Here is a 19147-nt window from a genome sequence, read left to right as displayed (position 1 = left end):
GTAGCAAGAAAAAACCAGATTTGTCCAAAACTTGAAGCAACGGGACGGCACAGACGCCCGCATCCCGTTTTTCGGGAATTTATGCCGGATAAAATACCTCACCTAAGTATATATGAGGATTTATACACAGTCTTAAGTTGTATAATGAAACCGCCAATATCGTGATTCGAACTGATGCGACGCAGAAAGCGAGGTTTCTGATGGAATCTCAAAAATGGAACCAATTATTTCCATTTATTTTACAATGGTTTAATGTTGCAACTGCGGAATCACATCAAATTTGTGACATAATTGCAACGACGCAAGCCCAACCGGAGCACAACTCCGAGTTGGTAGTTGCTGTCCTCGATAAAACTGCACTAAGCAGTATAGGTCAATCAAGACCTTTTGGGGGACCAATATGACTATGAGAAGTATTCTACTGGGCTCAGCTGCAGCTCTCGTTGCAGTAACCGGCGCCCGCGCTGCTGACGCAGTTGTCGTCGCCGAACCGGAAGCCGTCGAATATGTTCGCGTTTGCGATGCATACGGCAAAGGCTTCTTCTACATTCCAGGCACAGAGACTTGCCTGAAGATCAGCGGCTATGTCCGTTACGACGCCAAGGGCGGCGATGACGTGTACTCCGGCGGCCACGTCAACAATGGCAGCGATCCCAACGGTGACGGCACATACTTCAAGCGCTCGCGCGCTGTCGTGCGTTTCGATGCCCGTTCGGAAACCGAACTCGGCACGCTGCGTTCGTACATTGAAACACAGTTCAACTACGACAACGGAGCAAACAAAGGCGCGTCCCTTCCTCACGCCTATATCGAACTTGGCGGCTTCCGCGTCGGTACGACCGATGAAATCTTCGGTTCGTGGACCGGTTATGCCGGCGACGTCATGAACGACGACGTCATCAACTACCAGTCCGGCCAGTCCAACCAGGTCAGCTACACATTCACTGGCGGCAACGGTTTCTCGGCAATCATCGCTGCGGAGCAGGGTTCGGGCAGCTATAGCGCCATTGATCCTGTAACTGGCCTTGCGATTGGCGGGACCAGCCGTTCCTACCAGATCGACGATTACATGCCGCATGTTCTCGCCGGTGCGAAGTATGAACAGGCTTGGGGCGGTATTTCGGGCGTCGTCGGTTATGACTCCGTCATCGAAGAATGGGCTGGTAAGGTCCGTTTGGATGTGAAGTTCACCGACACTGTCAAAGCCTTCGTCATGGGCGGTTATCAGTCGAACTTTGATGACACTGGCAGGAATCAGAACTGGTTCGGTACATGGACCGGTGACTGGGCTGTTTGGGGTGGTCTGTCCGCCAAGGTTTCCGACAAGGCAACCGTCAACGCACAGCTTGCTTACGAATCCGAAGGCACCTACTCGGGTACTTTGAACCTGGCTTACGAACTGGTTCCAGGCTTCACGATCACTCCTGAAGTCACATACACCAAGTTCGATGGCCTGCGTAAGGCGGCTTCGATTGCCAATGGCGGCAACGACGATGCATTCGGTGGCATGATCCGCTTCCAGCGCAACTTCTAATCGACCACGATTTGGAGAGATCCCGGGGGCACGCCCCCGGGTATACGGCTACGGCCCAAAAAGCATTTATCAATTGCATCTGGCCATGTAGAAGGACTGCATGTCCGGATCTCGATGATGAGATCTCCAGTCACGTCATTACCTTAGAACGGTGGGCCGAAGGCCCGCCGTTTTTTGGCGTTTGGCGGGCCCCTGAAAACGATGCGCCGGATCAGGACATTTTGCGATAGTGTACGCTGAACATGGTATCAGCCTGGCAGCAGATTGGATTTCTGAGGCTTGAGGGAACAGATGGCAATTGAGATCAGACCGGCCGTTCCAACGGATCTGGATGCCTTGGCATCGCTGGATACCGTCGCAGCCGCCCGCCCCCAACGCATCGGTGAAATCAGACAATGGATCGCCGCGAACCAGTGCTTTGTTGCGCTCTACGGCGGTGAAACCGCCGCCTACGGCGTTTTCAACTACCATTTCTTTCACGCTGGCATGATTGAAATGATCATGGTCGGAGCGGACTTCCGGAAAAAGGGCATAGGCGCCGCCCTGCTCCGGCATTTTTCAGACATTTGCACCACACCGAAAATCTGGACCTCCACCAACCTCTCCAACCAGCCCATGCAAAACCTGATTGCCCGGGCCGGGTTCATTGCGAGCGGCTACATTCACAACCTGGATGAACACGACCCCGAACTGATCTTCGTCAAGGTTTTGACGTGAACGGAACCGGCGATGATTGCCACAGGGCAATGGAGATTGGGCCTTTTCAGCACCATCATTGCCGTCATCTCTTGCGCGCCACGATATAAGGCCGGTTGTCATTACCGCCGGTTGCGTGATTTTCGGTCGCGACAATGTCAAAGCCGGCAGCAGATATAAGCCCGTTCAGCTCCGCTGCCCGGAACACGCCCGCATAGGGTGCCAGCCGCAACGCCCGCATTGCAGGCAGCAAAGCCAGCCGGATGAGCGGGTTCATCTCGCCGACGCATGGCGTCTTGGAAATGAACAGGCCCTCCGTTGCGAGCAGGGCATGGATACGGCGCAGCGTGCCGGGCAGATCGCGGACGAGATGCAGGTAGTTGAATCCGAGGATCGCGTCGAATTCATCCACGCCGGGCACCAAATCCTCGGCGGTCGCCGTGCGGAAGGCAAGCGCCGGCATGGCAGGGCCGGCGGCCAGTTTCTCTCCGGCAATCGCGATCATGCCGGCGGAAATATCCACCGCAAGATAGGTTTGCACATCAGCCGCCAGCCGGAGCGCCGTCGTTCCCGTTCCGCAGCCCAGTTCCAGCACCCGCCCGGCCGGCGCCAGCAGTGCATGGGTGCGGTCCAGCGTACGCTCATAGCCGGCCGGATCGGCAACCGCGCCCCTGGCATATTTGCGGGACGTGCGGTCCCAGAAGCGGGCATCGCTGGCTGTGTTCATCGCGGTTCTTCTGCCTCTCACCTGCGGGACGGGCCGTTGGCGGGTTGCGGGCATTCCATTCTGCCCGGCATTTCCCTCGCCCGCTTCAGTTCTAACGCACATTTGCCGCCGTTCAAGCGGCCCGTCATTTCCCATTGATTGAACGCGGCGGGAATGCAAAAAAGTTTGCAACAGTGTCGGGAGTCGGTTCTGCGGTTCGTCCTGCGGCCATATCCATGACAGACGACAGGGAGATCGCGCCATGACCGAGGACAACACCGTAAAGGGCCCCGCTTCATACTTTCCGGCCATCGAAAAGAAGTACGCCAAGCCCATCGGCCACTGGCTGACACTTTTGGCGGATTTGCGGGATCAGAAGCATATGGAGATGGTCGCCTTCCTGAAAACCCAGCACAATATGGGCCATGGGCACGCCAACGCCCTGGTTGCGCATTTCCGGGCTCTCAACGGGAGCTGACTGTTCCGCCGCGCTCCCGGCGAAGGGCGGAAAGGTGCCTGCGCTCGGCGCGAGCGCGGCGCGTTTATTTATCCTGACCTTTGCGCGGCCAGTGCTTGTCGTCGCGTTCCAGTTTCCTCACCGTCAGCACCAGGCCCGTTGTCAAAACAGCGGCCAGAATGACGATGATCAGTATCCAGCTTTCTTCCAGTATCTTGATCATTCCGCCTGCTCCTCCTTGCTGCCGGACTACGCCCGGCCCAAACCATGATAGCAGCGATGCGGGTTGAAATAATGACGCCTTTCACCATTAAAACAGCCCCTGATGCGTTTCCAGCAGGGCACGGCGCCGTGCGGCCGGACCGGTATTGTCGGCGGTCGGGTCGCCGGTGTCCGCACTGCCATCAATCACCGCGCATGCGCTGCAGGGTGCTGTCCCCGGCTTGAATGCCTCACGGATCGCTCCCGGCGTCGAGGCATCGACAACACGGCCCGAATTGCGATCAATGCTGTAGAAGGTCATTCCGTCAGGCATTGGAAACGACCCCGCCCCTTTGCCTTTCACGGCGGTTTTCATGAAGTCGAGAAACACCGGCGCGGCAAGCCCGCCGCCGGATTCGCCCGCGCCCAAATGCCTGGGATTGTCATAACCGATGAAGATGCCGGCAACCAGGGACGGAGTAAAGCCGACGAACCAGACATCTTTCTCGTCATTGGTCGTCCCCGTCTTGCCCGCAACCGGCACCCCCAGCCCTCTGACCGCACGGCCCGTGCCGCGCTCGACGACGCCTTGCAGCATCGAGGTCACCTGATAGGCGGTCATCGGATCAAGAATCTGCTCGCGCTTGTCGACGAGCGCAGGCTCCGCTTGCCCTTTCCATGGACCATTGCACTGGAGGCATTCCGTTTCATCCTGGCGGTAAATGGTCTTGCCCGTTCGATCCTGTATCCGGTCGATCATGCTTGGTTTGACTGACTTTCCACCATTGGCAATCACGGAATAAGCAGACACCAGGCGCAGCAACGTGGTTTCTCCGGCACCGAGCGCCATGGGAAGATAGCGATCCAGATGGTCGTAAAGCCCGAAGTTTTCGGCATATTGCGCAACCAGATCGATCCCCACCTGTTTGGCAAGCCGCACGGTCATCAGATTGCGGCTGAGTTCCAGTCCGACGCGCAGCGTGGACGGACCCGAGAATTTCCCGTCATAGTTTTTTGGACGCCATTCCCTGCCTGTTCCGTCCGGCATGGAGAACGGCGCATCGAGAACCAATGTCGAGGGCGTATAGCCGCTGTCGAGCGCCGCGGCATAGACGAACGGCTTGAACGCGGAGCCCGGCTGGCGATAGGCCTGGGTTGCCCGGTTGAATTCCGATTGCGCATAGGAAAATCCCCCGACCAGAGCCACCACGCGTCCCGTGTGCGGGTCCATCGCCGCAAGCGCCCCCTGGATTGCGGGCCGCTGGCGCAGGAGGTAACCCTCCCCCTGCTTCTCGACAAAAACCACATCGCCAACCGAAAGGACTGTGTCGAGCGCCCGTGCGACCAGTTTCTTTTCAGCGACAACCATTCGCAGGGCCCATCGCGAACCGGACAGGGAAAGCGTTGCATTGACATCGGTCATATCGGGCCGGGCTTTAAGCCGGAGCGTCGCCTTGTCCGCGCTCACCGAGCGGACGATGGCCAGCCGCCACTCCGGGACGTCGGCCAGTTCGGCAAAACCATCGAAGGCTGCTGCACTGTCGGGCTCGCCGACCCGCCCGAGCGCGCCCCTGTAGCCTTGTTCCTGGTCGTATTTGACCAATGCAGACCGCAAAGCTTTCACGGCAGCAGTCTGCAGGGGCATGTCCAATGTCGTTCTGACGGAAACGCCGGCGGTATAGATGGCATCCGACCCGAAAGCCGCTGTAATCTGGCGGCGTACCTCGGACGCGAAATACTCCGTATCATTCCCGAACCGCCGCGTGATGGTTGCGGTCGTACCGAGCGGGGCATGGCTTGCCGCGACCGCATCGGCGGCATTGATGTAGCCGTTCTGCGCCATTCTCAGGATAACCCAGTTTCGTCTGCTGACCGCACGTTCCGGATAAAGGAACGGGTTGTAATTGTTGGGTGCCTTCGGCAGAGATGCCAGATAGGCCGCTTCGGCAATGCTCAGCTCGTTCAATGGCTTGCCAAAATAGGTCAGCGAGGCAGATGCGACGCCATAGGAGCCAAGCCCGAGATAAATACTGTTCATGTACAGTTCGAGGATATGATCTTTTGAATAGACATGCTCGAGCCTGATGGCCAGAACCGCTTCCTGAAGTTTGCGCGAGACTGTCCGCTCCGGCGAGAGGATCAGGTTTTTCACGACCTGCTGGGTGATGGTCGAAGCACCGGCCATCCGCTGGCCCGATCCATAATTGAGGGCATTTGACCAGGCGGCGCGCAGGAGCCCGGTCCACTCTATCCCGCCGTGTTCATAAAAATTCTTATCTTCGGCTGAAAGAAACGCCGCCTTGACCAAGTCCGGCACGGCACCGATCGGCGTGTAAAGCCGGCGCTCAATGCCGGTTTCCGCGATCAGTTCTCCGCGGCTGTCATAGAAGCGTGACAGGAGGGGCGGCGTCCAATCCTTCAGATCGCGATAGTCCGGCAGCGTTTTTTCGAATGTTGCCAAAAGGAGAGAGACGCCCAACGTCAGAATGGTCATCAGCGAAACAGCATCCGACGAAAAGCCAACGATGATTTTCTTCATGTTTTACCCGTGAAGCCAGCCGGATTCACCGCAGCGGGCATCTGTTATATCTGTATGTTTCGATGCCAGCGAATGTCGGCGCAGCGGCAGCCATCATGTTTGGCGAAGCAGGCCGTGCCTCTGTCAAGGTCCGGTAGGTCAGATCAGCGCATTCTCTGGTGGCCGGATTTCAACCGGATACCCCTCATAACACAAATGGTAAATTCTATTGTCTGTCATTAGAAAAACTATGTCTTCAAGCCGCCACTGCGGAAATGGCCGGGAGCATGCCTCATCCCCGCCGCCGGCTGAGATTGCCTGGACGCTGCGCTTTTTCACAGGGCTTGATTCTCGGGGCTGAATGTCGTGAACGCAGTTTCGCATATCCGGCTGCAATGGCCGGCCGATTGGCGAGCCTTCGGACCAACCGCTATATAACTATTTGAATTTATAGGAAAATGGTGGGCCCGGAGGGACTCGAACCCCCAACCAAGCGGTTATGAGCCGCCGGCTCTAACCAATTGAGCTACAGGCCCCACCTGAAAGCACCGAACCTGATGGCCGCTGCCCGTCTTCCCCGCGATCAATAGCGGGAAAAATCACGAATGCAATGCCCGATTTGATCTCATTGCCCGATAGGGCAATTTCGAGCCGAAAATCCACAACTCCCGTGGATTTTCATGCGCTTGGACGGCACGCCGGCGCAGCGCGCCAGCGTGCCCGTTTGATCAGCGCTGTTCCTTGCTGGCCAGAACCAGCAGCTGGCGCGCGCTTTCCTCGTCGGTAATGAAAACCGTCGGCCGGATCAGTTTCATCGCGCCCAGCAGCGCATTGATCTTTTCCTTGCCGCCTGAGGTCAGGACGCGCACCGGCACCTTCTGCAGCGTCTCGATGCCCACCGACATGACGAGATCATGAATCGGGTGATCGACGAGACGGCCCTGCTGGTCGTAGAAATGGAACAGGATATCGCCGACCGCGCCGCGTTCCGCCAGGGACGACTGGTGCTCTTCATTGAGGAAGCCGATGCGGTAGGGCGTGCTCGATGCCGTTTCGATGGCGCCGACGCTGAGCAGCACGAGATCGAGATCCTCGGCCATCTCGAACACGCTTTTCAGGCCGCAGCGCTCGATCAGCGCCGTACGGGTCTCGACGCTGTCCACAAGCGCCGGAGCCGGAATGAGATAGCCATTGCCCTGAAACAGCTGGGCAAACTGCCAGGCGAATTCCGCCGGGTTGAAGCGGCGCGGCTGGCTGATGCCGCCAAGCAGGGAAATCACGGTAAAATCATCCAGCGCCCGCGCTTCCAGGTAGGACAACGTGCTGAGCAGCGTGCGGCCCCAGCCGACGCCGACGCGCATGCCGTTGGCCACCACGCCCGAGAGATAATCGCCGGTGGCGGCGCTGATGGCCGGGATCGGGTCATTGTCCGCCTGCGACAGCGGCGCAATGATCACCTTCTCCAGCCCGAACTGCTGCTCGACCTGCCGTTCCAGCGCAATCAGGTCGGACAGGTATCCCTGGATGCCGATCTTGACCTCGTTGCGGGCACGCGCTTCGGCCAGCATGCGCACGATGGTCACGCGGCCGACGCCGAGCACTTCGGCAATCTCGTTCTGGGTCATCTGCTCGATGTAATACATCCAGGCGGCGCGCATGCGCATGCGGCTGATTTTCGTATCAGGCTGCCCGATATCCAGCGGGGCCTTTTTCGGACTGTTCGGCGCGCTGTTCGCCCGCTTGCGTCGATCGGTCAATTCACATCCCCTTAATTGCTCGTATCCATTTCCCGCCGGCAGCAGATTTGTGTGCTGACAAAACAACGCCGCGCACACTACACTCCCGCAGAATATTGTTTAGCAAGTCACCAAAAGCAGATACAAAGCATTATCCACTTTGCAAGTCGAGGTCTGCCACATGATCAGGGATATTTCAAACGAGATTGTCGTTGGCCTCAAGGACCGGTTGCGCGATGTCAGGCACATGATCCGGGCGAGCCGCAGTGACACGATCAGAACGACCGCCCCCGAAGGTCCGGAAGTCCTGCTGGGTCACGCCGCCCGTGTCGTCGACAAGGCACTGACCGTGGCCGAAAAAATCTCGATTTCACTGGTTTCCCAGGACCCGAAGGCCCATTCCGCCACCATCGAGGCGCGCAGCCTCAATGCCTATTTTCCCGGCGACAGCGCCAAGGGCGAAGCATTGTTCCGCCGCGACGTTTATTACCTGGCGAAACGTATTTTTACCATTCTCGGTTGTGAAAATCCGCTGGTGCACGAGGCCACCTTCGCCGCGGTCCATGCCGCCATGATTCGCCGGCATGCCGGCCGGATCAAGGCGGCGACCGGCACGAACGGCCTGGCCGAGATATCAAGCGCCTGCGCCATCCTGGCATTCGAACTGCAGTCGGGCCACCAGGCCCAGCCGCTGCCGCCGCACATGGCGGGGGAAAACACCCCAGACAAAGCAAGCCAGTTCCTGTGCTTTTCCGCCATTGCGCTTGCCATCGGCCTTGCCAGCTACAGCGCCAATGAAGAGCCGGGCGACGAAAAACTGGTGGAGAGCGCGCTTTTGGCATTGAAGGCGCGCCAGACCAGTCTCATCGAGGCGACTGAGGGCAAAAACCGGACAGATGCGCTGTCCGGCCTTTTCGCTTTCCTCATTCCTGTCCTGCCCTAATCTGCCTTAGAACCTTCCAGAACGCACTTCTTGGCACGCTGGATCGATGACGGGCTCATGCTCAGCTCGGTCAGCCCCATGGCGATGAAGGCCGGGATCAGATCCGGGCGTCCGGCAGCTTCCCCGCACATCCCGACCATGATGCCCGCATCGGTCCCGGCTTTTGCCGTCAGTTCAATGGCGGCCATGACGGCCGGATGGGTCACGTCATTGAGCTTGGCCACCGTCGGGTTGAGCCGGTCGGCAGCCATGATGTACTGCGTCAGATCGTTGGTGCCGATGGAAAAGAATGCGACTTCCCTGGCCAGTGCCGGAGCAATCAGCACGGCAGCCGGTGTCTCGATCATCACGCCGAGATCGAAATGTGCGAATGCTGTGCCGGCGGCGGCCAGTTCCGCGGCGCATTCCCCGATCAGCGTCTTCGTTGCCCGCACCTCGCCAACGTCGGAGATCATCGGCAGCATCACCTTGATGTTGCCGTGGACGGCGGCGCGCAGCAGCGCCCGCAGCTGCGGCTTGAAGATGTCCGGCCGGTCCAGGCACATGCGGATGCCGCGCCAGCCGAGGAACGGGTTTTCCTCATCGGGAAAGTCGACCCCGGCAATCGGCTTGTCGCCGCCGATATCGAGCGTCCGGACGATCACCGCATGCGGTGCGAAGGCCCGGGCGAGGCTGGAATAGGTTTCCGCCTGCAAATCTTCCGACGGCAGGTGGATATGCCGCATGAACAGAAGTTCGGTGCGGAACAGGCCAACACCCATGGCGCCCGCTTCCTTTGCCGCATCGATTTCCTCAAGCGAGCCGATATTGGCGGCAATGTCGATGACCGTGCCATCGGCACGCCGGGGCGTAACGTCCCTATAGGCGGTCAGCGCCTGCTTTTCCGCCCCCGCCTTGGCGATGGCCGCCTGAAAACGGCCTGTGATACCGGCATCCGGATCGGCAAAGACCTCGCCGCTGTCGCCATCGAGCGCAACGGTCCGCGCATGCTTCAGATCAAGCACGGCGCGGCCGAGGCCAAGCACGGCGGGAATGCCGTGGGCACGGGCGATGATGGCGACATGCGAGGTGGCGCCGCCATGGCCGCAGATCACCCCGGCGATGCGCTTCAGGGGCGCGCGGGCGAGATCCCAGGCGCCGATATCCTCCGCAACCAGGATCGAACCCTCGGCAATGGTGTCGAGATTGACGTCTTCCTGCCCCAGAAGGGCCAGGCAGATCTGTCGCCCGACCGCATTCACGTCGTCGGCGCGGGCATTGAGATAGGGATCGTCCATGGTGGCAAAATCGGAGGCGATCTTCGATGTCGCCCCGATCACCGCCGAAACCGCATCGATGCCGCCTTCGACGATGGCAATCGCACCGCCGGTCAGTTCGTCGTCATTGGCGATGTCCTTCAGCGCCGCAACGATGCCCCGGTCGCTCTCAGCCAGACCGGTTTCCGCGAGCGAAGCGTCCATGCGCTTCTGCACGGTGGCAATGGCCTGCTTCAGCCGCAAGACCTCGTCGGCGATCGCGTTGGCCGCCAGCGGGCGGTTCTCGTGCTTGATCTCGGCGGGGAAAAACCCGTAGACGGCACCGATGGCCGCCCCTTCGCTTGCAGCGACACCGCGCAGGGCACCATCGGCGGGAAGACCTTGCGCAGGCTTGCGCGCCGCGGGCTTCCCGGTGTCCTGCTTCTGCGGCTGGACCGCGCCGTCGTCTTCCAGTCCCGCATGCGGGTTTTCGAGATAGCCGATCAGCGCCTCGATGGCTTCAATCGCGTCGGCACCGGTCGCGCGGACGGTGATTTCCTCGTTTTCCTTGACGCCAAGCAGCATGAGTTTGACCGAGCTCTTGGCGCTGACCGATCTGTCATCCTTGACCAGCTCGATATCGGATTCGAAACTCTTGGCGAGTTTGACAAACCGGGTGGCCGGCCGCGCATGCAATCCGTCATGCACCCGCACAATCGTCGAGCGTTCCATGCTTTACTCTCTTTGGTATTTCGTTCTGTTTCCGCCGTCAGTCCTGAACCCTATCCGATGGTGATCGTCGCCCCCACCTTGAGGGTTGAGACCAGTTCGCCGGTATCCACTTCCGATGCGCAGATTTCACCGGGGCGGTCAACGTGATCGGACCCGTTGAATGTGATGACAACATGGCCGATATCCCGGACTTTTTGCCAGGCATAGTCACCGATACCGGTTATTTTGGCCGAGAGATCGCCGATGCGGATCACCGTGCCAACAGGCGGCGTTGCTTCCGACGGCGTACCGTCGACCAGGTGCAGGATCGAAACTTCGGCGAGTTCCGGCGGTGCACCATCGGCAAACAGGATGACAACGCCTCCTTCTGCGAGGTCCGCCACCTCGGGACCCACGGCTGTTACCCGTGTTTTCAAAAGAACTGACATGATGGCGAACCTCTTCTTGTTAATCGGGTTTAGAATACGATCAGGCTGACAACCCAGGCGATCAGCACCGAGACGGGACCCATGATCTGACGGCTGATCAGAACCGCGGGAACACCGATCTCGATTGTCTTGGGCTTGGCTTCACCCAGCGCCAGCCCGACCGGCACGAAATCACAACCAACCTGCGTATTGTAGGCAAACAGCGCAGGCAGGGCCATTGCGGGCGAAATCGTGCCATTGGCGATCTGCGGGCCGATGATGGCCACGCCGATGACCTGCGCAATCACCGCGCCCGGTCCCAGAATGGGTGACAGGAACGGCAGGCCGCAAATGGCCGAGATGATCAGAAGGCCGACGATGTTGTTGGCAAGCGGGCCCATCGGCTGAGCCAGCACATCGCCGATCCCCGTGTAGAGGATGAAGCCGATGAGCATGGTCACGAAGGCCATGAAGGGCAGGACGTTGCGGATGACCTGATCGATCGTGCGGCGGCCGGCATTGAAGAAAATGCCGACGACGCGGCCCATGACCCGGCCAACCGAACTGATCAGCCCGATCAGGCCGCCCTCGCCGTTGTCCGATGCCGCAGCCGTGCGGCTGGACATGGCGGCGGCCATTTCCGCCGGTGTCGGCGTTGCGGCCGCCCCGGCAGCCGCGGCGTCCTGCGACCCGTCGGCCAGCTCGATATTGGCTTCCTTGACGCCGGAGACATAAATGTCCTCGGTGATGAACTGCGCGAGCGGGCCGGACTGGCCGACCGGCGTCAGATTGACAGTGGGAATGCGCTTGCGCGGATAGACGCCGCAGCGGGCGGTACCGCCGCAATCGACGACGACAACGCCCATTTCGCCTTCGACCGGCGGCGACTTGAAGCCGTCGACGGCTTCACCGCCGGTGAGTTCGGCGATGCGGCGCGCCACGGGATGAATCCCGCCGCCCGTGACCGAAACAACCTTGTTGCGCTGCGGTGTCAGCTGGATGGTCAGCGGGCCGCCCCAACCGTTCGAGCCCTTGGAAATCTTGACTGGTTTATAGGTCTTCGACATTGTTTTTCTCCCCACCCCTGACTTAAAGCTCGACGCCCTGGCGCCGCGCCATGATGGCGGTGATGCGCTCGGTCAGCATGCCTTTGAGGAGGATGACCACGAGACCGACAATGGCGTACCAGATCGCCACCCGGATGTGATAACCGGCGGGAACAAGGCCCTTCTTTTCCAATTCGAGCAGGGCCACCAGAATGCCGCCCCAGACGAAATACTCGCCGGGATTGATATGCGGGAACAGGCCGAGCGGCGGATGCACATAGGACACGGCAGCGTCATAGAACGCCGGCTTGTGCTTTTCTTCGAGGAACGATCCGAACGTATAGGCCATCGGATTGGTCAGGAAGAACACCGAGAGCAGCGGCAGCACGGTGTAACGGGTCAGGGCAATACGGCCCGCGCCGCGCGCAATGCCATGGACGCGTTCTTCACCGACCAGCTCGGTCAGCGCGTAGAAAGCGGTCATCAGCACGACCAGTGTCGGGATGATGCCGGTGACGAAACCGGCAAAGACTTCGCCGCCCTTCTGGAAAATACCGATGAAGTATTTACCGGCGCTGGTGAGCCAGCCGAGCTGCTCTTCCTTCTGCACGTTCTGCAGCTTGTTCTTGAATTCCTCGACGGAAATATCGCCGCTGGATTGCGCCAGCACCACGAGGTCATTGCCCGTGTGGTGGATGGCCTGTTTGCCGTGCAGCGCAGCATCCGAGACCATCGACCCTGCCACCGACAGATGGTGCATGGTGACGTCGGCATGCTGCGCCAACATTGTTAGAATTGACATGTTCCCTCCTCCTTATCGGCCATTTGCTTGGGTACGGCCACCCCCGGGCTTGCCCCTATGCGTTGACTGTCTTGATTCCTGCCAGCCCCGGCTGCTTCGGCTCGGCACGCGCGCGGTCGATCTGCTCGATGGCGCGTTCTGCCGCCTTGGCCAGGGCCGGGTCTTCCACACCGGATAGGAGCGGATCGGCGCGCAGGGCGTTCAGCGTGATTCCCTCGAACTCCGGCCGCCGCGCAAACTTCGCGAAAACCGAACGGCCGCGCATCACCAGGAAGCGCTGCACCACGAGATCCGGCGTCACCACCACGAGAGCGATGACGCCTTTGCCGAAACGTCCGCGCACATTGCCTGCACCGACATATCCGTCGTTGTATTTCGACGTAATTCCCTTCATCACATCGCCATAATGGCGCATCTGGTACCAGACGCCCAGCGACTGCAAAGCCCAGAGAACTCCAAGGGCAAGCAATCCCCATTGCCACATCGCCATGTCTTCAACCTCCCATTGTCCAGCCAGCAACATATGCTATGCCGGAACGGAAAAATATAGAACATTTGTTTTTTGCAATGTCAATATGTATGATTTCGTGTATCATTGAAAACTTGGCTTCCTGCGCATTGAAGCGTAAGACATTGATGGAACTGATCAGAGAGATACGGCATGGATTTTCTGTTTCGCGATGAGCTGGTGAATACGCCCGACCTGCGTCACCGCCTGCGGCGGCTGCGCTGGTTCCGCATGGCCTTTCGCAAGAATGTCGCGCTCATTGCCGGGCATTACGGCTATCGCTTCGTCATTGACGAAACGAAGCTGACGGCCGCCTTCCTCAACTGGATCGAAACCGTCGAGCAGCAAAAATCCTTTTCCCGCATTGACCGCAAGGATTTCATCATCTTCGCCGCCGGTCTGGTGCTAAAGGAACTTATTGCCGAGGCGCCCGCCAGGGTCGAGGGCCATACGCCGCAGACCAATGCCGACGCCACCGAAATGGCCGATATCATCGCCTTCTGGCCGGAAGGGTTTCTCTACACCAATTTCTGCGTCGGCACGATTGCCGCCATCTACGAACAGGAATTCGGTACAGCGCCGCAAATCGCCAGTTGCGCCAACGACCTGCGGACCTGGTGGTCCTACAAGGAAAATGTCACGGAAATGCCGGGCTATGCCGTGGCCTTTCTCGACAAGTTCCTCGGTGCGGAGCCAAACTGGGTCATGCCCAACCTGGCATCCGCCCGCAGCGCCATCCAGCGTGCTTTGATCGCTTCGAAAGGCGGCAGCCGCTTGACCGCAACTACCCCGCCGACCGGCTGATTTCGCGCAGGATCCGCACGACCTTTTCCCGCTCTTCCAGCTGCGGCATGTGCCCCGTTCCGGCAAAGATATGCACGGCAATCTCGCCCGGCAGCCCTGACGCCTGCGTGGCAGGGATAATCCGGTCCGCCGCGCCGAAAATCACCCGAACCGGCATCGCCAATGCAGCAAGGTTTCTGCGGATATCGAAGACCTGCGTGCCATCGGCAAAGAAGCGGTCGGCCACCAGCTTTTGCGCCTCACGCAACCCTTCGTCCTGCGACTGGGCAAGTGTTGCCTTGACGAAGGATTTGGTCAGGAGACCCTCGTCCTGCACCAGAAGCTTCATCCAGGCGATGAGACTGGCTTCCGCCCTTGCGCGGACGAACCCCTGCAGGAACGCGCCGTTGATCTCAGGGCCAAGCCCGGCAGGCGCAATCAGCGTCAGGGCGCGGATATCGAGGTTGCCGCGCGCCGCGACCTTGGCTGCAATCGCCGCGCCGAAGGAATGCGCCGCCACCACGACCGGTCCCGCATGATGGGCGGCAATCGTCTGTTCGACCCGCGCGGCGATGGTTTCGATATCTGCCGGAATGTCGCGCGGTGATTCGCCATGCCCCGGCAGATCAATCGCCAGGACCGGGCTATCCAGTGTTGTTCCGGCCAGCATCGGCCGCCAGCTGTTGAGATCGGAACCAAATCCGTGGATCAGCACCAGAGGCGCGCGCGTCGCATCATTGCCCTGCCGCAGCCAGACCGCATGCAGCGGCGCCGCGCCGGTTTTGGCCTGCACGGAAACAGTGACAGCCGGTTTGGCCGCCGCCGGCCGTGCCTGCGGAACATTGGCTTCGACGTCCCTGCGCTGAATCCGGCCCTTGGGGCCGGAGCCCGCAACGGACGCAAGGTCGATCCCGCTTTCCCTTGCGATCCGCCGCGCCAACGGCGTTGCGCGGACACCGTCCGCGACAGCAGGCAGGGTTTGCGCGACCGCGGCAACCGGCGCGGCAATGGCGGCCTCCAGCGGCTTGCTGGGAACGGCAGGCTCGACCGCATCCGGCTGACTTGCCGGTGCGGCATAGGTTTCGCCCTCGGCAAAAATCCAGGCGACGCACTGGCCGACGGGCACAACCGCGCCTTCCCCGGCCTTGACGTCACGCAGGATGCCGGAAGCTGGCGCATCCACTTCCATGGCGGCCTTGTCCGTCTCGATTTCGAACAGCAGTTGGCCCTTGGAAACGCTGTCGCCCTCCTTGGCGTACCAGCGCGAGATCTGGCCGGTCTCCATATCCATGTCGACCTTGGGCAGGATGACTTCGGTAGGCATGAGCTATCGCACCCCCTTCACGAGATCGCGGGCGCTGGCGAGAATGCCCGGCACCTGCGGCACGGTGGCCTTTTCCAGCTCCGGATTATAGGGGATGGGTGTTTCCGCCCCGCCCAGCCGCACAATCGGCGCATCGAGATAATCGAAGGCCTCGCTTTCGGCGATCATGGCGCTGACTTCCGCGCCGACGCCGAGGGTTTTCACGCCCTCATAGACGCACATCAGCTTCGACGTCTTCTTGACGCTGGCGATGATGGTGTCCTTGTCCATCGGCCGGACGGTTCTCAGGTCAACGACTTCAACGTTGATCCCTTCCTTTTCCAGCTCCTTGGCCGCTTCCAGCGCCTTGTGCACCATGATGGCCGACGCAACGATGGTCAGGTCCGTGCCTTCGCGCACGACCGCCGCCTTGCCGATCGGCACGGTGTAATAGCCTTCGGGCACCGGGCCCTTCATCTTGTAGAGCAGCTTGTGCTCGAAGATCATCACCGGGTCCGGGTCTTCGATGGCCGCAAGCAGCATGCCCTTGGCATCGTAGGGCGTGGCAGGCTGGATGACTTTCAGGCCGGGAACGTGGCCGAGCCAGGCTTCGAGGCTCTGGCTGTGCTGTGCCGCCGCGCCCGTGCCGGAACCGGCGGGAAAGCGCATGACCAGCGGCACCGAAACGGCACCGCCCAGCATGTAGCGGATTTTCGCCGCCTGGTTGACGATCTGCTCCATGGCCAGCGCCGCAAAATCGGAGAACTGGAACTCGAAGATCGGCCGCATGCCGGTCAGCGCCGCGCCGACGGCAACGCCCGCACCGCCAAGCTCGGAAATCGGCGTGTCCATCACCCGGTCCTCGCCGAAGCGGTGCACGAGATCGCCCGTGACCTGGAAGGCGCCGCCATAGACGCCGATATCCTCGCCCATCAGGAACACCCGGTCATCGGCCTCCATGGCAAGCGCCATGGCTTCCTGGATAGCCTGCGAATAGCTCAGCTCGCGGATTGTCTCATTCATCTGGAAAGTCTTTCAGTCCGTGTACACGTCGCGCGTGAGATTGTTCAGATCAGGGGATGGGCTGTTCCTGGCAAATTCGATCGCCTCGGCGATTTCCTTCTCCGCATCCGCGCGGATGGCTTCGATATCCCTATCGGTGACGAAGCCGAATTCCTTCAGCTGGGTCTCGAACAGGTCGATGGGATCGCGATTGGCAATCCAGTCCTCGATCTCTTCCTTGGTGCGGTAGCGGTTGCGGTCGCTCTTGGAATGGCCGCGGTGGCGATAGGTCTTGCACTCGATCAGCGTCGGGCCCTCGCCGCGCCGCGCCCGCTCGACCGCCGCGTTGGATGCCTCGGCCACATCCGACAGGTTGTTGCCGTCGACGATCACGCCCGGCATGTTGTAGCCGGCGGCACGATCCGCCACATTCGGCACCGCCGTCGACCGCTTGGTCGAGGTGGACATGCCGTAGCCATTGTTCTCGCAGACGAAAACCACCGGCAGTTTCCAGATCGCCGCCATGTTCAGCGCCTCGTGAAAAGCACCCTCATTGTTGGCACCGTCGCCGAAATAGGAAATGACGACCTTGCCATTCTTCTGTTTCTTCGCCGACAGCGCGGCGCCGACGGCAATCGGAATACCGCCGCCGACGATGCCGTTCGCTCCGAGATTGCCCTTGGACACATCGGCGATATGCATGGAGCCGCCACGGCCCTTGCAATAGCCGGTTTCCTTGCCGAAGAACTCGGCGAACATTTTTGACACTTCCGCGCCCTTGGCGATGCAATGGCCATGGCCGCGATGGGTCGAGGTGATCATGTCATCGTCGTGCAGTGGCAGGGATATGCCGACGGCGCTGGCTTCCTGCCCGATGGACAGGTGCATCGTGCCGTGGATAAGCCCGCGCGTGTAGGATTCTTCCGCGCCCTCTTCGAAGCGGCGGATGAGATACATCTTGCGCAGAGCCTCCTTCAGCTGCTCCGGAGAATAGTGCCGGAACGCGAAAGGAAGATTGCTGCCATCGTCCTTGAATTTGGCGTTTGTGGCGGGAGCCATGCTTGGCACTCCTTAGCTGTTTGCCCTGAATTCTGGTTGCTGGACGTCACGCGCCATAAACGAGCTTGTCCTGCCGCTGTCTGAGTTCGACGATTTTCGAGCCGGGGATGGGGGCGGCGTTGGCGCTGGTGATGAGCGCGCCCTTGGCGATGGGCGCCGTCACCGTGCCGCCCTGGAGGAGGCCGCAGGGGATGGCTCCGGCGGCGCGCGCCTCCGGTGCCGTCATGATCCAGGCGCGGTAGCAATATTCGCCGATCGCATCGAGCGTGTCGCCAACCTTGAGGTCCTTCTTCGCCACGGCGCAGACTTCCGCGACGGGTTTGGCCAAAGGCACCATGTCGGCCTTGCCGTAGAGCACGACGCGCGCGCAGGTCAGCGGCACTTCCAGCGACGTCAGGTGATAGGGCCGGTGGAAGGTGAAATACGGGCCCTTGCCCATCTTCAGATCCTCCATCCGCTCCGAAATGCGCGGATGCGACATGTCGGCAACGACGAACACGCCCGGCGCCACGCCCTTGCCGATGGAATAGTCGACAACGCCAACGCGCGACAACAGCCCGCCATCCCTCTGCGGGATCAGCGTCTTGTTGAGCTGGTCCAGCGTGGCGGCGGGGCCGTGCATGCCCGCCTTGTCGGGCACGAGACCCGTGGCATTGGCGATGGCCGCCATTTCCACCATGGTCTTCGAGCCGTCGACGAATTCCACCAGCATGCGCACATTCATGTGGCGGCGCGCCGCCTCTTCCTGGTAATCGTCGGGAATGGCGTCGATGTTGAGCGGATTGTTCTTGCCCTTGCCGGCGGCCACGATCGGATGGCCCATGGCCGAGACGAACTCGATCAGCTCCATGCAGGAGGACGGCTCGTCGCCCGCGCCGAGCGAATAGGTCACGCCCAGGCGATCCGCCTCGCTTTTGAGATACGCGCCGATGGTCACGTCAGCCTCGACATTCATCATCACGAGATGCTTGCCGTGCTCCATGGCGCGAAGGCCGATCTCGGCACCCACCGCCGGAACGCCCGTCGCATCGATCACCACGTCAATGAGGCCGTTTTCGAGGATGAGGTCGGCATTGCCGGTGACGGCGATCTTGCCGCCTTCCATCGCCGCGGTCAGGGCCGAGGCGGTGCTCACTTCCTTGGCATGGCCGGGTTCCCGGTAGGCGATATCGACGGCTTTGAGCGCATTGGGCAGGTTCAGTTCGGAAATCGCGCCGATCTCGACGCCCGGCATATGCGCCACCCGCGTGACGATGTCCGTGCCCATCTCGCCCGAGCCGATCAGCCCGATGCGGATCGGACGCCCCGCATCCGCCCGCGCCTGCATGTCCCGCGCCAGTCCCGTCAATGCTACATTGCTCGCCATGCTGAAATCGCTCCTCAAAAGGCTTCCGGTGCGATGCCGGAAACCATTCTCATCCTGCCAATCGAATATTGAACATTTGTATTTTAGTCAACACCTATGTGCATTATAAGGAT

18 protein-coding genes and 1 tRNA gene are annotated in these 19147 nt (G+C 60.4%); 5 read left to right on the top strand and 14 right to left on the bottom strand.

The features are described 5' to 3' along the window. Positions 1-400 precede the first annotated feature (400 nt). Both C5750_RS01610 and C5750_RS01605 read left to right on the top strand, forming a co-directional pair. Positions 401-1534 (top strand): porin, encoded by a 1134-nt coding sequence (locus tag C5750_RS01610; RefSeq protein WP_105732116.1) that lies wholly within the window; start codon positions 401-403, stop codon positions 1532-1534. 291 nt (positions 1535-1825) lie between these two features. Then, on the top strand, positions 1826-2251 hold the full coding sequence (locus C5750_RS01605) for a GNAT family N-acetyltransferase (RefSeq protein ID WP_105732115.1): 426 nt from the start codon (positions 1826-1828) through the stop codon (positions 2249-2251). A gap of 64 nt (positions 2252-2315) precedes the next feature. On the opposite strand, the gene C5750_RS01600 is transcribed toward C5750_RS01605, so the two are convergent. Next, entirely contained in the window at positions 2316-2957 is a 642-nt protein-coding gene (locus tag C5750_RS01600; RefSeq protein WP_105732114.1) for a class I SAM-dependent methyltransferase, read from the bottom strand. Positions 2958-3198: 241 nt separating this feature from the next. Between C5750_RS01600 and C5750_RS01595 the strand changes: the two genes are divergently transcribed. Next, positions 3199-3414 (top strand): DUF4287 domain-containing protein, encoded by a 216-nt coding sequence (locus C5750_RS01595; protein ID WP_105732113.1) that lies wholly within the window; start codon positions 3199-3201, stop codon positions 3412-3414. Between the two features lie 64 nt (positions 3415-3478). Here C5750_RS01595 and C5750_RS26475 read toward each other — a convergent pair whose 3' ends face one another. The 4 genes from C5750_RS26475 to C5750_RS01580 all read right to left on the bottom strand — a co-directional run bounded on the left by C5750_RS26475 (position 3479) and on the right by C5750_RS01580 (position 7869). Next, positions 3479-3616, bottom strand: a complete 138-nt coding sequence (locus tag C5750_RS26475; protein WP_158531230.1) for a hypothetical protein — start codon at positions 3614-3616, stop codon at positions 3479-3481. Positions 3617-3703: 87 nt separating this feature from the next. Next, a complete protein-coding gene (locus tag C5750_RS01590; protein ID WP_105732112.1) occupies positions 3704-6133 on the bottom strand; it encodes a penicillin-binding protein 1A in 2430 nt (809 codons plus the stop codon). Positions 6134-6571: 438 nt separating this feature from the next. After that, positions 6572-6648: transfer RNA gene (locus C5750_RS01585), tRNA-Ile, on the bottom strand. 192 nt (positions 6649-6840) lie between these two features. Beyond that, a complete protein-coding gene (locus C5750_RS01580; protein ID WP_105732111.1) occupies positions 6841-7869 on the bottom strand; it encodes a sugar-binding transcriptional regulator in 1029 nt (342 codons plus the stop codon). A gap of 160 nt (positions 7870-8029) precedes the next feature. On the opposite strand from C5750_RS01580, the gene C5750_RS01575 reads away from it, so the two are divergent. Continuing rightward, a complete protein-coding gene (locus tag C5750_RS01575; protein WP_105732110.1) occupies positions 8030-8791 on the top strand; it encodes a hypothetical protein in 762 nt (253 codons plus the stop codon). On the opposite strand, the gene ptsP is transcribed toward C5750_RS01575, so the two are convergent. From ptsP to C5750_RS01550, 5 genes are read right to left on the bottom strand one after another with little or no spacing between them, the layout of a single operon-like run. Beyond that, positions 8788-10758, bottom strand: coding sequence for a phosphoenolpyruvate--protein phosphotransferase (ptsP, locus tag C5750_RS01570; protein WP_105732109.1), 1971 nt, complete (start codon positions 10756-10758; stop codon positions 8788-8790). The genes C5750_RS01575 and ptsP overlap by 4 nt on opposite strands. 50 nt (positions 10759-10808) lie before the next feature. Next, positions 10809-11186 carry a PTS glucitol/sorbitol transporter subunit IIA gene (locus tag C5750_RS01565; RefSeq protein WP_105732108.1) on the bottom strand — a complete coding sequence of 126 codons (378 nt, stop codon included), beginning with the start codon at positions 11184-11186 and terminating at the stop codon, positions 10809-10811. A gap of 29 nt (positions 11187-11215) precedes the next feature. Then, positions 11216-12232: a PTS glucitol/sorbitol transporter subunit IIB gene (gene srlE / locus C5750_RS01560; RefSeq protein WP_105732107.1), complete on the bottom strand. Its 1017-nt coding sequence runs from the start codon at positions 12230-12232 to the stop codon at positions 11216-11218. A 22-nt stretch (positions 12233-12254) separates the two neighbouring features. After that, a complete protein-coding gene (srlA, locus tag C5750_RS01555; RefSeq protein ID WP_105732106.1) occupies positions 12255-13013 on the bottom strand; it encodes a PTS glucitol/sorbitol transporter subunit IIC in 759 nt (252 codons plus the stop codon). 55 nt (positions 13014-13068) lie between these two features. Next, the gene (locus tag C5750_RS01550) at positions 13069-13503 is read right to left on the bottom strand and encodes a transcriptional regulator GutM (protein WP_105732105.1); all 435 of its coding nucleotides are present in this window, start codon (positions 13501-13503) and stop codon (positions 13069-13071) included. A 171-nt stretch (positions 13504-13674) separates the two neighbouring features. On the opposite strand from C5750_RS01550, the gene C5750_RS01545 reads away from it, so the two are divergent. Then, the gene (locus C5750_RS01545; RefSeq protein WP_105732104.1) at positions 13675-14325 is read left to right on the top strand and encodes a hypothetical protein; all 651 of its coding nucleotides are present in this window, start codon (positions 13675-13677) and stop codon (positions 14323-14325) included. Here C5750_RS01545 and C5750_RS01540 read toward each other — a convergent pair. Genes C5750_RS01540 through C5750_RS01525 form a run of 4 tightly spaced genes read right to left on the bottom strand, consistent with a single transcriptional unit; the run spans position 14306 to position 19034 of the window. Continuing rightward, the gene (locus tag C5750_RS01540; protein WP_105732103.1) at positions 14306-15628 is read right to left on the bottom strand and encodes an acetoin dehydrogenase dihydrolipoyllysine-residue acetyltransferase subunit; all 1323 of its coding nucleotides are present in this window, start codon (positions 15626-15628) and stop codon (positions 14306-14308) included. The two genes, C5750_RS01545 and C5750_RS01540, sit on opposite strands and share 20 nt — an antisense overlap. A 3-nt stretch (positions 15629-15631) precedes the next feature. Then, a complete protein-coding gene (locus tag C5750_RS01535; protein WP_105732102.1) occupies positions 15632-16630 on the bottom strand; it encodes an alpha-ketoacid dehydrogenase subunit beta in 999 nt (332 codons plus the stop codon). Positions 16631-16642: 12 nt separating this feature from the next. Then, positions 16643-17668 (bottom strand): pyruvate dehydrogenase (acetyl-transferring) E1 component subunit alpha, encoded by a 1026-nt coding sequence (gene pdhA / locus C5750_RS01530; RefSeq protein WP_105732101.1) that lies wholly within the window; start codon positions 17666-17668, stop codon positions 16643-16645. 46 nt (positions 17669-17714) lie between these two features. Next, complete coding sequence (locus C5750_RS01525; RefSeq protein WP_105732100.1) at positions 17715-19034, bottom strand: NAD(P)H-dependent oxidoreductase; 1320 nt, start codon at positions 19032-19034, stop codon at positions 17715-17717. Between the last annotated feature and the right edge of the window lie 113 nt (positions 19035-19147).

The organism is Phyllobacterium myrsinacearum (assembly GCF_002980555.1).
GTDB classification, from domain to species: domain Bacteria; phylum Pseudomonadota; class Alphaproteobacteria; order Rhizobiales; family Rhizobiaceae; genus Phyllobacterium; species Phyllobacterium myrsinacearum.
Note: the sequence above shows the minus strand (reverse complement) of the source record. Positions and strands in the feature narration are given on the sequence as shown.